Annotated in this window: 13 protein-coding genes and 1 other RNA gene; 13 read left to right on the top strand and 1 reads right to left on the bottom strand. The window is 33.0% G+C overall.

The genetic code is table 11. The annotated features are described in order from the left end of the window. Positions 1 to 24 precede the first annotated feature (24 nt). The 4 genes from AC1Q7L_RS02310 to AC1Q7L_RS02325 all read left to right on the top strand — a co-directional run bounded on the left by AC1Q7L_RS02310 (position 25) and on the right by AC1Q7L_RS02325 (position 4,336). The gene (locus AC1Q7L_RS02310) at positions 25 to 1,056 is read left to right on the top strand and encodes a tetratricopeptide repeat protein (RefSeq protein ID WP_492305597.1); all 1,032 of its coding nucleotides are present in this window, start codon (positions 25 to 27) and stop codon (positions 1,054 to 1,056) included. A gap of 544 nt (positions 1,057 to 1,600) precedes the next feature. Next, on the top strand, positions 1,601 to 2,437 hold the full coding sequence (locus AC1Q7L_RS02315) for a 1,4-dihydroxy-2-naphthoyl-CoA synthase (RefSeq protein WP_073294135.1): 837 nt from the start codon (positions 1,601 to 1,603) through the stop codon (positions 2,435 to 2,437). Between the two features lie 72 nt (positions 2,438 to 2,509). After that, on the top strand, positions 2,510 to 3,439 hold the full coding sequence (gene menA / locus AC1Q7L_RS02320) for a 1,4-dihydroxy-2-naphthoate octaprenyltransferase (protein WP_492305596.1): 930 nt from the start codon (positions 2,510 to 2,512) through the stop codon (positions 3,437 to 3,439). 210 nt (positions 3,440 to 3,649) lie between these two features. Then, complete coding sequence (locus tag AC1Q7L_RS02325; protein ID WP_492305595.1) at positions 3,650 to 4,336, top strand: metal-dependent hydrolase; 687 nt, start codon at positions 3,650 to 3,652, stop codon at positions 4,334 to 4,336. A gap of 103 nt (positions 4,337 to 4,439) precedes the next feature. Here AC1Q7L_RS02325 and ffs read toward each other — a convergent pair. Beyond that, positions 4,440 to 4,537, bottom strand: an RNA gene (gene ffs / locus AC1Q7L_RS02330) — signal recognition particle sRNA small type. Between the two features lie 131 nt (positions 4,538 to 4,668). On the opposite strand from ffs, the gene AC1Q7L_RS02335 reads away from it, so the two are divergent. The 9 genes from AC1Q7L_RS02335 (at position 4,669) to kdsB (ending at position 13,549) form a co-directional block, all read left to right on the top strand. Then, entirely contained in the window at positions 4,669 to 5,265 is a 597-nt protein-coding gene (locus AC1Q7L_RS02335) for a DUF4199 domain-containing protein (protein ID WP_410690650.1), read from the top strand. 17 nt (positions 5,266 to 5,282) lie between these two features. After that, on the top strand, positions 5,283 to 6,233 hold the full coding sequence (locus AC1Q7L_RS02340; RefSeq protein WP_066758222.1) for a glycosyltransferase family 2 protein: 951 nt from the start codon (positions 5,283 to 5,285) through the stop codon (positions 6,231 to 6,233). A gap of 302 nt (positions 6,234 to 6,535) precedes the next feature. Beyond that, positions 6,536 to 7,264, top strand: a complete 729-nt coding sequence (locus tag AC1Q7L_RS02345) for a DUF3667 domain-containing protein (RefSeq protein WP_492305594.1) — start codon at positions 6,536 to 6,538, stop codon at positions 7,262 to 7,264. 8 nt (positions 7,265 to 7,272) lie between these two features. Beyond that, positions 7,273 to 7,974, top strand: a complete 702-nt coding sequence (locus AC1Q7L_RS02350; protein WP_492305593.1) for a GIN domain-containing protein — start codon at positions 7,273 to 7,275, stop codon at positions 7,972 to 7,974. A 152-nt stretch (positions 7,975 to 8,126) separates the two neighbouring features. Then, complete coding sequence (locus AC1Q7L_RS02355) at positions 8,127 to 9,842, top strand: phospho-sugar mutase (protein ID WP_492305592.1); 1,716 nt, start codon at positions 8,127 to 8,129, stop codon at positions 9,840 to 9,842. 19 nt (positions 9,843 to 9,861) lie between these two features. Continuing rightward, positions 9,862 to 10,770 carry a hypothetical protein gene (locus AC1Q7L_RS02360; RefSeq protein WP_492305591.1) on the top strand — a complete coding sequence of 303 codons (909 nt, stop codon included), beginning with the start codon at positions 9,862 to 9,864 and terminating at the stop codon, positions 10,768 to 10,770. 21 nt (positions 10,771 to 10,791) lie between these two features. Next, positions 10,792 to 12,045: a pyridoxal phosphate-dependent aminotransferase gene (locus tag AC1Q7L_RS02365; protein WP_123984567.1), complete on the top strand. Its 1,254-nt coding sequence runs from the start codon at positions 10,792 to 10,794 to the stop codon at positions 12,043 to 12,045. A gap of 145 nt (positions 12,046 to 12,190) precedes the next feature. After that, a complete protein-coding gene (locus AC1Q7L_RS02370) occupies positions 12,191 to 12,781 on the top strand; it encodes a hypothetical protein (protein ID WP_492305590.1) in 591 nt (196 codons plus the stop codon). Positions 12,782 to 12,820: 39 nt separating this feature from the next. Continuing rightward, the gene (gene kdsB / locus AC1Q7L_RS02375) at positions 12,821 to 13,549 is read left to right on the top strand and encodes a 3-deoxy-manno-octulosonate cytidylyltransferase (RefSeq protein WP_492305589.1); all 729 of its coding nucleotides are present in this window, start codon (positions 12,821 to 12,823) and stop codon (positions 13,547 to 13,549) included. Positions 13,550 to 13,581: the final 32 nt, after the last annotated feature.

Raw genomic sequence — 13,581 nt, forward strand, 5'->3', positions numbered from 1 at the left:
TACAATTAATATAAAATAGTGATTATGAAGAAACTAATTTTAGGTATGGCTATCGTAGCATCAGCTTTAGTTTTCGGACAAAAAGAAGATGCAAATGCTAAGCTACAAGTTGCTAACAAAGCAGCTATGGATGCATACAGTGCGAAAAACTATACCGCTGCGGCTCCTAAGTTTTTAGAAGTTTATAACTTATTGAAAACTAATGGTCAGGATGATAAAACGTATATGTATTATGCTGGATTAAGCTATGCTTTGGCAAACAACAGTGATGAGGCGATTAAAATCTATACAGAATTGATCAATTCAGGATACACTGGAGTTCAGACAACATATACTGCAAAAGATAATAAATCAGGGCAGGTTGCTAATTACGATAAAAGTACTTGGGAATTATTGAAAAAATCTTCTTCAAAAGATTATTCTGATTTCAAGACTGAGCAGACTAAAAGTGTAGAACCGGATTTATATGAAACTTTGTCAACACTACTTTTAAATGCTAAAAAGAATGACGAAGCAGTAGCTATCATTGAAAAAGGATTGGCTAAATATCCTAATAATGCTAAATTAAAAGAATATCAGGGAACAGCATATTACCAATCAGGTAATAATGATAAGTTCTTGGCGAATTTGAAAGAACAATTGGCTAAAAACCCTAATGATGCTACAAATTGGTATAATTTAGGAGTTTTACAGTCTAAAGATCCTGCCACAACTGCTGATGCAGAAGCTTCATTCAAAAAAGCAATTGAGCTTAAGCCTGATTTTTCAAACGCATACCAAAACTTAGTTTTAATAACGATTGGAGATGATTCTAAGGCTGTAGAAGAAATTAATGCTCTTAGAAAATCGAAACCGGACGATGCTACTAAATTAATTGAAGCAAGAAAAGCTAGATTTGAAAAAGCGATACCATCTGCAGAAAAATGGTATCAGGCAACACCAAATGATTTAAATGCTGTTTCTACATTGAAAGACATTTATAACATCACAAAAAACCAAGCTAAAGCTGCTGAAATGAAAGCTAAAGAAGCTGAACTTAACGCTAAAGCAAAATAATAATTCAACCTTAAAGGTAGAAATTAAACCGGGACAAAATTGTTCCGGTTTTTTTTGTGAAAATTTTTCATATCATTCAGAACAAAGCGAAAGCAAAGTGAAGGATCTATTTTTTTAATTAAATCATTAAAATGTATCAATAGGAACGGGCTAAAGCCTGTTTAAAAAATATATAATATTCAATCTGGCTTTAGCCAAAACTTAATTTAAAACGAAAAATACCATAAATATTTTCACAAATAAACACAATCATCTGTGTAAATCTGCGAAATATGTGGGAGAAAAAAATAAGACAATTTCTATCATTTCGACGAAGGTGAAATCTATCTTTTTTCTTTGCTGAGTGAAACGCCTTTGCGATCGAAAATATCCTCAATATTTTAAAGAAAACTTAGCGCTCTTTGCGTTAAAACTAATTTTATCTAAACCAATTTAAAATATAAATTTCAACCTAAAAAATTCAACAAACTTTCCAATGATTATCATCAAAAATCAATGTTAAAATTCTCTGTAATTCCGTATCTTTGGGAAAAATTTTTACAAGATGATCGAGTGGAAAACCGTCAAAGAATACGAAGATATTACCTATAAAAAATGTAATGGTGTAGCAAGAATTGCCTTCAATAGACCGGAGCTTCGAAATGCTTTTCGTCCAAAAACTACTTCCGAATTATATGATGCTTTTTATGACGCTTCAGAAGATTCGTCAATAGGCGTTGTTTTGCTTACGGGTGAAGGACCAAGTCCTAAAGATGGAGGTTGGGCTTTCTGTAGTGGAGGAGATCAAAAAGCTAGAGGACATCAGGGGTATGTTGGTGAAGACGGCAGACATCGTTTAAATATTTTGGAAGTTCAGCGTTTGATCCGTTTTATGCCGAAAGTTGTTATCGCGGTTGTTCCGGGATGGGCTGTGGGTGGCGGACATTCACTTCACGTGGTTTGTGACCTTACTTTAGCGAGTAAAGAACATGCTATTTTCAAGCAGACGGATGCTGATGTTACAAGTTTCGATGGAGGTTACGGTTCAGCTTATTTAGCAAAAATGGTTGGACAGAAAAAAGCCCGTGAAATTTTCTTTTTAGGTAGAAATTACTCTGCTCAGGAAGCGTTGGAAATGGGAATGGTAAATGCTGTAATTCCTCACGACGAATTAGAAGATACTGCTTACGAATGGGCTCAGGAAATTTTAGCTAAATCTCCAACTTCTATCAGAATGCTGAAATTCGCCATGAACTTAACGGATGACGGAATGGTTGGTCAGCAGGTTTTTGCAGGCGAAGCAACCCGTTTGGCGTACATGACGGAAGAGGCAAAAGAAGGAAGAAATGCATTCTTAGAAAAAAGAAAACCGGACTTCGGAAAAGATCAATGGATATCTTAACATAAACAATTGGTAATAAGTAATGAGCAATATTGGCATTACTTATTACCAATTACACATTACTTATAAATTATGTCGGATTGGATAAAAGCCGCAAGGCTAAGAACATTACCGCTTTCTTTAAGCGGAATTATCATGGGAGCTTTCATTGCAAAATGGAGGCTTTATGGAGAAGGTGGAATTTGGGACTGGAAAATTTTTGCTCTGGCACTTGTCGTTACTTTGTTGTATCAGGTACTTTCAAACTACGCCAATGATTATGGTGATGGAGTAAAAGGAACGGATGCAAAAAGAGCAAAAGAAGCAGAATCGAGAGCAGTAGCTTCAGGAAGAATTACGGCAAAACAAATGAAAAATGCGGTGATTCTTTTCTCAGTTTTATCTTTTGTAGCAACGATTGCACTTTTATACATTGCTTTCATTCCAAAATATATGAATGAATTTTACATTTTCATAGGACTGGGAATAGCAAGTATTTTAGCGGCAATTGGTTACACAGTTGGAAAAAAACCTTACGGATATATGGGATTGGGAGATCTTTTCGTGTTTATCTTTTTTGGATTAGTTTCAGTTTGCGGAAGTTATTTTCTGTTTACAAAATCGTTCAGCTGGGATATGCTATTACCTGGAACAGCAGTTGGAATGATGAGTATGGCTGTTCTTAATCTTAACAATATGAGAGATATAGAAAGCGACAGATTATCAGGAAAAAATAGCTTTGCATTAAGAATAGGTTTCAAAAATGCAATGATTTATGAAATGATTTTATTGCAGCTTCCTTTGATTCTAATTATGATATTTTTAGGATTAAATGGTTTCATTCAGAATCAAAATTATTACGTTTTCATCGTGATGATCTTATTGATTCCGTTTGCAAAACTGAGAAGAAAAATCATGGCCGTAAAAGAGCCTAAAGAATTAGATCCATTCTTAAAACAAGTTGGAATTCTGACATTTACAATGGCCGTTCTTACAGCAATTGGACTTAACTTCTTTAAATAAACGTCTAATCTTTGCTAAGTGTTAACGCCTTTGCGAACTTAAAAACATTTAGTTTATTAAAAATCTTAGCGCACTTTGCGTTTAAATAAAAAACACAAATAACACCAATATTTACACGAACTTTCACTAATATTTTAATTGTGTTATTCGTGAAGAAATTAGTGTTATTTGTGTTTAAAGTTTAAATAAAAATTAAAAAATAAATTAGAAATGAAAATACAATACTTAGGACAAAATTGTTTTTTGTTCAATTATAAAGACAAAACTATTTTGAGTGACCCTTTCTACAACTACAAAAAAGCAGAATCGGGATTTGATATTTCAGCTCAAAAAATTGATTATATCTTATTAACTCATGCGCACGGAGATCATATTGCAGACGTGGAAGAAGTTTTACAATTTCACCCAGATGCTACGATAATTGGAGTTCCGGAAGTTTGTGCATATTTTAAAACAGCTAAAAATAAAGACGATGTGAACTTAGGAGGATCGGCAAAAATCGACGATCTTAAAATCTCTATGGTAACGGCTCATCACACGAGTTCTTTCCCTGATGGAAGCTATGGAGGTGTTCCTGTAGGATATATTTTCAGATTACCTGAAGGTAAAAACCTTTATATGGCAGGAGATACAGGTGTAATGGCTGATATGGAGTTATTCCCGAGACTTTTCGGAAACATCGATCTATCAATCTTACCAATCGGAAGTCACTACACAATGTGTCCAAGAAAAGCAGCTTTCGCAGCAGCTGAATTATTGAAAACGCCAAAGGTTATCGGATGTCATTTTGATACTTTCCCTGCAATTGAAATTAATCACGAAAGTGCATTAAAGCATTTTGCAGATAAAAATGTAGAACTTGTTTTGCCTAAACTAGGAGAGGAGTTCGAATTTTAAGTAAAGATAAAAGGTAATTTGAAAATGAAGATTGAAATGTTGAAACGTATAGAAACAAAAAAAGATAATTATAAAATTACCTCTGTTCAACTTAAAAATAAAAAAATGGCAAGCTACCTAAATCACACCGCTACGACCAATTACCTTTGCTGCGTTCCCACCCTGGAGGGTTCTCGGGAGCTGGTTGTTTAGGACTTGCCGTTGCAAAGGTAGGAATATTTTATAAACTTCAAAATAAAATCAAAGAAAAATAATCTGAAAAATCCTTTATTGAAGCTAAATTGCTGAAATTTAGACTAATAATTTTTCAAAAAATTTCTAAAAAATTAAACATGACGAAAAGTCCAACTACAATAGGAATTATACTTTTTATAGCCACTATGATCGTTTTTTTCATAGTATATTACTTCTTTTCAGGAATACATTATTTCGATATTTCGCTGAAAGCCAATGCTTTCGTTTTACCAGTTTTATATGCCGGAGCTGCATTTTGGTCAGTAAAAGTGTATTGGAATGATCACCGATTAAATTTCAGACAAGCTTTTAAAAGAGCATTTATCCCGATGTTTATTGGAGGGATTCTTTCAATTTTCAGCATATATTCGTTCTTAAATTTTGTTGATACAGATGCAAAAAAGTTGTTAAATTACCAATATGTTCAAAGACAAAAATCGGAATTGGACAAAGAATATCTGTCTGCCAAGAAGATTTTAAAGCATCAAAAAGATATTGACGAATTAGAACAAAAATATAAAGAAAGACTTCCAAGTTTTACACCGGAAGCTGTGAAAGGAAAAGATATGCTTACGGCAAGTCATTTTTCAGGATATTTTGCGGCAATTCTTATATTTTACGTAGTTTTGTCTTTGTTTTTCGGAGCATTTTTCAGAACAAGAAGTGTTCACGAGGAACCAATAAATCAAGAATAATTTTTTATTAAAATTAAATGAATCTATCTATAGTTATTCCGTTACTTAATGAGGAAGACTCTCTGGAAGAGCTTTTTTCGAGGATTGATAATGTTTGTAAAACAAGCAGTTTATCATATGAAATCTGGTTTGTGGATGATGGAAGTACGGATCTATCATGGAATATTATTGAGAATTTGAAGATCCAGCATCCTCAGATTCATGGAATTAAATTTTCCAAAAATTACGGAAAATCTCAGGCGCTTCATGCAGCTTTTGAAAGAACAAACGGAGATGTAATTATCACAATGGATGCTGATTTACAGGATTTTCCGGAAGAAATTCCTGAATTGTACGACATGGTAATTAAAGATAATTACGACATCGTTTCCGGTTGGAAAAAGAAGCGTTTTGATAATGTGATGACGAAAAATGTTCCGTCAAAATTATTCAATGCAGCTGCCCGAAAAGTTTCTGGGGTTGAGCTTCATGATTTCAATTGTGGTTTGAAAGCTTATAAAAAACAGGTGGTAAAAACAATCGATGTGTATGGAGATATGCACCGATATATTCCTGTTTTGGCTGCCAATGCAGGTTTCAGAAGAATTACTGAGAAAGAAGTTCAACATCAGGCAAGACCTTACGGAACTTCAAAATTCGGAACAGAAAGATTTATCAGAGGTTTTCTGGATTTGGTAACGCTTTGGTTCGTAAGTCGTTTCGGCGGAAGACCGATGCATTTCTTTGGAGCAGTAGGAACAATCATGTTCATTTTAGGTTTTCTTTCTGCAGTCTGGTTAGGAGTTTCAAAATTAATTGATGTTGCAAGAGGAATTTATGGTCATTTAATCACCAATAATCCGTGGTTTTTCATTGCTTTAACGATGATGATTATGGGAACTTTGCTATTTATTGCAGGATTTTTAGGAGAAATGATCATTAGAACGAATAGAGAACATAAAAATTACAATATTGATGAAGTGATTTAAGAAATGAATAAAAAATTAATTCTGACATTAGTAAATATTATAATTATCTTTTTCTTTTTTGAATGGTTTTTAAATTATTTTAAACTAATTGAATCATTTACAGGAGTTTGCAAAAAGAAACCATTTGTATTTTTAATACCAGTTCTACTTTTTATATTCATTTTTTATTTTGAAAAATATGTTATTAAAAATGAAAAATTTCTTTTAACAAAGATTTTAATAACATTAGATTTGGTTATCCTTTTTATTCTTCTAGGATATCCAATATTTATAGAAAATTTTAGCTGAATGAATTAATAAAAATGAGTAAAAAAAGTTGTTTAAACTGCGGTCACACGATTTCCGGTGAGTTTTGTTCTCATTGCGGACAAAAATCGGACACAGCTAGAATAACTCCACATTCTCTTATCAAAAATGATATTTTAGGATCGATTTGGCATGTTGAAGCCAAATTTTTCCACACACTAAAAGATGTTTTGTTCAAACCTGGACAAACAGTGATGGATTACATTTCAGGGAAAAGAATTAAATATTATAATTTATTTTCCCTGTTACTTATCTTGTTTGGATTCAATGTTTTAGCACTACATTTTTATCTGGATTTAAATCCTCAGGAGATCCCCGCAGACAGCTCAAATATTATGAGTTTTTTCTCAAAATATTCTAAAACAATTTTATTTGCGCTCATCCCAATTCTTGCCTTAAATGCTTTTATTATTTTTAAACGCATGAAGCTGAATTTTGCGGAACATATAATTATTGCATCTGTCAGTCTTTCAGCAATTTTGACGATTTTATTATTAGATGATATGATTAGTATCATCGGAATATATGATCCTTTGTCGAAGATTATTAATATTTTAGATAAAATTTTAGTGTATGGACTCCTTTTATTTCCTGCTTTTACCTATTTTAATGCCTTTAAAAATTCGTATTCAAAATCAGGATTATTATGGAGATTGTCTGTATTTTACGTGATATTAGGAATCGAAATTTTTACTATAATTATACTTATATATAAAATATTTTAATAAAAATAATGAAGAATATATTTTATGCAGTTGCTGTTTTTGCTTTAGTTTCTTGCGGAAAAGTATCTCCGAAAGGAAAAATTGAAACTAAAGATATTGATGTATCGGAATTTGTAAACCTTGAGCTTGAAGGTAAATTTCGAGTTTTCTACGCAAGAGGAACCAAAAATTTTGTTGAAATAGAAACGTATCCGAATGTCGCCAATAATTTAGATGTTGATGTGAAAGATAAAACACTTTTCATCAAAGAAAATAGAGGGACGAAAGGCATTGATTTCTATAATGTAACGATTTATTCAAAATATAATCTTGAGAAAGTATCTATCTCAGATTCAGTGGAAATGAACATTTCAAGTGAAATTAAAACTGATAATTTTAGGCTTAATTTAAAAAATAACGCTACTTTTATGGGTTCCGTGAATACGAGAAGAGCAGAAGTAGATATGCAGAACAGAAGCCGTGCAAATTTTCTTGGACTGACAAAAGATGCTGTCATCAAAATATCTGATACAGCAAGTTTAATTGCTCCTTACTGGAAAATCACCAATCTGAAAATAGATTCCAAAAATGGAAATTATGCAGAAGTAAATGTAAAAGATTCATTAAAAGGGCAAATTCAGAATACTGCGAAATTTATTTATTATGATAACCCAATCAGAGCATTTAAAATAGATAAAATGGCAAGGGTTGAGAATAAAAAACTGGATTAAAGCGGTCTGTTTGTCATTCAGAACGAAACGAAGTGTAGTGAAGAATCTCTTTTTGTAATAATTAAGTAGATTTCTCGTTCCTCGAAATGACAAATAAAAATCAAATAAATTAAACTAGAACTTTACAAACTATAAAAGAACAAAATACACATATGACAACATTAGAAAAAGCAAAACTTTGGTTAAGTGACACATTCGATAATGAAACAAGAGACGCTGTTCAATCATTAATTGACAGCAATTCGCCTGATCTGGAAGACTCTTTTTACAGAGAATTAGAGTTCGGAACAGGAGGGATGCGTGGAATTATGGGTGTCGGAACCAATCGTTTAAATAAATACACGTTAGGTCAAGCAACACAGGGACTTGCGAATTATATGTTAACGCAGTTTCCTAACGAGGAAATCAAAGTTGCGATCGCTTATGACGTACGTCACAATTCAAAAGAATTTGGGAAATTGGTTGCTGATGTTTTAACGGCAAACGGAATTAAAGTGCTTCTTTTTAAAGATCACAGACCAACTCCTGAATTGTCTTTCACGGTTCGTGACAAAAAATGTAACGGAGGAATTGTATTAACGGCTTCTCACAATCCGCCAGAATATAACGGTTATAAAGTATACTGGAATGACGGAGCTCAAATCGTTCCGCCACATGATGAAGCGATTATCAATGAAGTATATTCTGTAAAATTTGATGAAATTAAATTTGAAGGAAACGATGATTTAATTGAATGGATTGGGCCTGAACAAGATGATGTTTACATCGATGCTTGTATAGAAAACTCTACATATCAGAACGTTGGAAAAGAAAATTTAAACATAGTTTTCACTTCAATCCACGGAACGACTTATACAACAGTCCCTAAAGCTTTAGAAAAAGCAGGTTTCAAAAAGATTGATCTTGTTAAGGAACAGATGATTCCAAGCGGAAATTTCACAACGGTAGAATCTCCAAACCCTGAAGAGCCAGCAGCATTGGAAATGGCAATGGATTTAGCAAAAATCACAAATGCTGACATCGTTATCGGAACAGATCCTGATGGCGACAGGCTAGGAATTGCTGTAAGAAATCTTGACGGAGAAATGCAGTTATTGAATGGTAATCAGACGAATACGATTCTTACTTATTATATTTTAAATGAATGGAGAAAATTAGATAAAATCACAGGTTCTGAATTCATTGGTTCTACGATCGTTACTTCGGATATTTTCTTTGATATTGCTCAGAAATTCGGGGTTCAGTGTAAATCTGGACTTACAGGTTTCAAATGGATCGGAAAAATGATCCGTGAAGCAGAAGGAAAAGAAAAATTCATTTGTGGTGGTGAAGAAAGTTTCGGGTTTATGACGGGAGATTTCGTTCGTGATAAAGATTCTTGCGGAAGTATTCTTGTTGCATGTGAGATCGCTGCATGGTGTAAAGCTAATGGTAGAACGATGTATCAATATCTGATCGAGATCTATCAGGAAGTAGGAATGTACTATGAAGGGTTGGTAAATCTTGTGAGAAAAGGTAGAGACGGAGCAGAAGAAATTCAGAATATGATGAAGAATTTCCGTGAAAATCCACCTAAAGAATTAGCAGGTTCGCTAGTTGAAGAAGTGAAGGATTTCAAAGAGCAGACTAATTTTGTTGTTTCCAAAAATGAAAAATTGGTGATGAACGAAATTCCAAAGTCAAACGTACTAATTTATTATACTCAGGACGGGACAAAAGTTTGTGTAAGACCTTCAGGTACAGAACCAAAGATTAAGTTTTATATTTCAGTAAAAGACGAAATTACTTCTGAAGCAGATTTCAAGAAAAAACTGGAAAGTTTGGAAGAAAAAATTCAGGAAGTAAAAAAAGATTTGAAACTGGATTAATTTTCCAATATCAGAATTAATGATAAAAAAGAGTTTAGTAATTTTTGTTCTGTGTATTTCTTTATTTTCCTGTAAAAAAGAGGTGTCAAAAACTTCTGAAATAAAACAGGAAAATGATTCTATTGCAAAAGTAGAAACAAAAGAAGATTTATATAAACCTATTGATACTGCGTGTTCTCCTCAAAATAAAACGGAGGATTATATTATTGCACTTCAATGGTATCAGACAAAAACACAAAAAGAAATTGCTGAAAACTCACCGGAGCAGAATGATAAATTATACGAAGATTATGTGAAAATTCGTAATAAATACATCGGTTGTCTCAGTAATACTCTTGGTGATGTTTTGGAAAAATATGTCAATTATTATGATTCTGAAAGCGAAAGCTACAAGTTTCCTGAAAACATAAAGAAACTTACAGCCGAGTTTAAAAAAGGAGGTCTTGAATTCAGAGAAGTAGGAGAAGGGTACACCGAAATTTGGTCTAAACCGGATCATTATTTTTCTGTTTTTAAAAATAAAGTAACTCCTGATTATGAAGCATATATCTCTCAGACTACAAAAGAAAATGAGGTGAATTATGCTGCCGATGCAGGTTTAATGATTACTTGGAAAGAATTGGGTGACCGATTGATATTTTGGGAGAATTTTATTAATAAATATCCTAAAAGTCCTTTAATTTCCAGAGTGAAAGAAGATTATAATAATTATCTGTACGATTATCTGTTTGGAATGGACAATACACCGACTTATGAAAATTCAGACGGAAAATTGTACGATGAAAACCGGGCGGAATTCAACAGAATGATTAAAAAGTATCCAAATTCGTATATTGCAAAAAAAGCAGAGGAACTTTTGAATCTATTTGATTCTAAAACTCCGACAGAACAAATTCGTGAGAAAATAAATATCGAGAGAAAATATTAGTAAATTTTAAATAAAAATAAAGTGAAAGTTTCAAAATTAGCGGCGAACCTGATTGGTTCTGAAATTGTAAAAATTGGTAATGAAGTAAATGATTTAAAGGCAAAAGGAGCGGAAATAGCCAATCTTACCATTGGTGACCTGAATTCTAATATCTACCCGATACCTGCAAAGTTGAAGGAAGAAGTTCAGAAAGCATATCAGAACAATCTGACAAATTATCCGCCGGCAAATGGACTTTTATCTTTAAGAAATGAAGTTTCTAAAGACTTGAAAACGAGATGGAATCTTGATTATTCTGCAAATGATATTTTAATCACAGCAGGTTCAAGACCTTTGATCTATGCGGTTTACAAAACGATCGTTGACGAAGGTGATAAAGTGGTTTACCCAACACCATCTTGGAACAATAATCACTATGCTTACCTTACTTCGGCAGATGCTATTGAGGTAAAAACAACTCAGGAAAATAACTTTCTTCCGACTGCGGACGATTTAAGACCACACTTGGAAGGAGCAGTTTTGGTAGCTCTTTGTTCACCATTGAACCCTACAGGAACGATGTTTACAGAAGAACAGCTTTCTGAAATCTGTGAATTGATTTTAGCTGAAAACAAAAAAAGAGGTGAAGACGAAAAGCCGTTATATTTAATGTATGACCAAATTTATTCTAACCTTACTTTTGGAGCAAAACATTTCGATCCGGTTTCTCTTTTCCCTGAAATGAGAGAATATACGATCTATATTGACGGTATTTCTAAGTGCTTGGCAGCAACTGGTGTTCGTGTTGGTTGGGGATTCGGTCCGGCTCATATTATTGATAAAATGAAGGCTCTTCTGACTCACGTTGGAGCTTGGGCACCAAAACCGGAGCAGGAAGCTACTGCAAAATACTTCGAAAATCCAGACGATGTAAATACTTTCGTTGATGATTTCAAAGGTAAGCTTGAAGCGAGTTTAAAGGTTCTTCACCAGGGAATCCAAGATCTGAAAGGAAAAGGATTGGCTGTTGAAAGTATCGAGCCAATGGGTGCGCTTTACCTTACCATCAAATTAGATTATATCGGAAAAACAAAACCTGACGGAACTGTTATCGAAAATTCTTCAGACTTAGTATTTTACTTAATTAACGAAGCTGGAGTTGCATTAGTGCCGTTTTCAGCGTTCGGAGAAGAAAAATCTGAACCTTGGTTCCGTGCTTCTGTTGGAGGATTGCCTATCGAAGAAATTTCAGGTATGATGCCTAAATTGGAAAATGCTTTAAACAAATTAAAGTAATTTCATATAAATAATGAATGCTTCGACTAAGTTCAGCATGACAAATCTAATACTATCTGCTTTTTAATAGCATATTTTTAGCGATGTCATGCTGAGCGGAGTCGAAGCATTTTTATAATTAGCAATCAGAATCAGCAGATTATTAATGAAATTTCCAAAAAAATCTTTTTTAGAAACTAAACTCCTCAGCTATTCAACATTGGGAATTATTGTTTTGGTAATTCTAAGTGTTTGGCTTTCAGGAAAAGGTTCTCATAGATCTTTATTTCTAAATTCTATTTTGTCAACTTCAATTTTAGCTGGTGCATTTTTTCTGTTCATCAGTTTGGGATTGTATTATGGGTTGAAATTAAAAGATAATGTTGGAAATGTTTTAAATCATGAAAGAATAAAAAAGGTTTCAGACAAAACACCAACAATTGATGGTTTTGACTTCGATCCTCCTGATATTGGAGACGGAATTGGAGGAATAATAGTTTCAATCATTGTTTGGTTCGTGTTTTCAATTATTATTACATTTTTATTTTATATTCTTGGAGTTTTCTTTTGGGCTGTAATTTTATTATTCATAGCAATGTTATATTGGATTTTTTTCCGAGCTTTACGTTTGGTATTTAAAAATTCAAGGCATTGTAAAGGAGATTTATTAAAAAGTTTAGCATTTGGATTTTTTTATTCATTTCTTTACATTTCATGGATTTATGGAATTATCTTTTTAGCTAATTATTTAAATTAAAAGAAACTCATAATTAACAACTTATAACGATTTTACCTTATGAAAATCATCGCTGTTATTCCTGCGCGTTACGAAGCAAGCCGTTTTCCGGGAAAATTAATGCAGATTTTAGGAGAAAAAACTGTAATTACGACAACGTACAAAAATGTTGTTGAAACAGGTTTGTTCGACGAAGTTTTTGTTGCTACTGATTCCGAAATTATTTTTAATGAAATTGAAAATAACGGCGGAAAAGCTGTCATGACAGGACAACACGAAACAGGAAGCGATAGAATTGCAGAAGCCGTACAAAATATTGATTGTGATATCGTTATCAATGTTCAGGGTGACGAACCGTTTCTTAAATTAGAGCCCTTAAAACAGTTAATTGAAGTTTTTAAAGAAGATGAAAATCAGGAAATTTCTTTAGCTTCATTAAAAATACAACTGACTGAAAAAGAAGAGATCGAAAATCCTAATAATGTAAAAGTTATTACTGACAACAGCGGTTTTGCTTTGTATTTTAGCCGTTCCGTGATTCCTTTTCACAGAGAAATCTCTTATGATGTAAGTTATTTTAAACATATTGGCGTATATGCTTTCAGAAAACATGCTTTACTTCAATTTTCAAAATTAGAAATGAAGCCATTGGAAATATCAGAAAAGATAGAATGCATCCGTTATTTAGAATATGGCATGAAAATCAAGATGATAGAAACAAATTTTGTCGGAGTTGGAATTGATACACCCGAAGATCTTGAGAAAGCCAGAAAATTACTGTCTAATTAATTGGTAAATTGTTAAACTGATACACGGATAAG

The organism is Chryseobacterium sp. GW823-FHT05E08 (assembly GCF_058795655.1).

What these genes read in the sequence shown, in the direction of transcription:
- AC1Q7L_RS02310 (WP_492305597.1), top strand. Translation starts at nt 25, where the DNA reads ATGAAGAAACTAATTTTAGGTATGGCTATCGTAGCATCAGCTTTAGTT.
- AC1Q7L_RS02315 (WP_073294135.1), top strand. Translation starts at nt 1,601, where the DNA reads ATGATCGAGTGGAAAACCGTCAAAGAATACGAAGATATTACCTATAAA.
- menA (WP_492305596.1), top strand. Translation starts at nt 2,510, where the DNA reads ATGTCGGATTGGATAAAAGCCGCAAGGCTAAGAACATTACCGCTTTCT.
- AC1Q7L_RS02325 (WP_492305595.1), top strand. Translation starts at nt 3,650, where the DNA reads ATGAAAATACAATACTTAGGACAAAATTGTTTTTTGTTCAATTATAAA.
- AC1Q7L_RS02335 (WP_410690650.1), top strand. Translation starts at nt 4,669, where the DNA reads ATGACGAAAAGTCCAACTACAATAGGAATTATACTTTTTATAGCCACT.
- AC1Q7L_RS02340 (WP_066758222.1), top strand. Translation starts at nt 5,283, where the DNA reads ATGAATCTATCTATAGTTATTCCGTTACTTAATGAGGAAGACTCTCTG.
- AC1Q7L_RS02345 (WP_492305594.1), top strand. Translation starts at nt 6,536, where the DNA reads ATGAGTAAAAAAAGTTGTTTAAACTGCGGTCACACGATTTCCGGTGAG.
- AC1Q7L_RS02350 (WP_492305593.1), top strand. Translation starts at nt 7,273, where the DNA reads ATGAAGAATATATTTTATGCAGTTGCTGTTTTTGCTTTAGTTTCTTGC.
- AC1Q7L_RS02355 (WP_492305592.1), top strand. Translation starts at nt 8,127, where the DNA reads ATGACAACATTAGAAAAAGCAAAACTTTGGTTAAGTGACACATTCGAT.
- AC1Q7L_RS02360 (WP_492305591.1), top strand. Translation starts at nt 9,862, where the DNA reads ATGATAAAAAAGAGTTTAGTAATTTTTGTTCTGTGTATTTCTTTATTT.
- AC1Q7L_RS02370 (WP_492305590.1), top strand. Translation starts at nt 12,191, where the DNA reads ATGAAATTTCCAAAAAAATCTTTTTTAGAAACTAAACTCCTCAGCTAT.
- kdsB (WP_492305589.1), top strand. Translation starts at nt 12,821, where the DNA reads ATGAAAATCATCGCTGTTATTCCTGCGCGTTACGAAGCAAGCCGTTTT.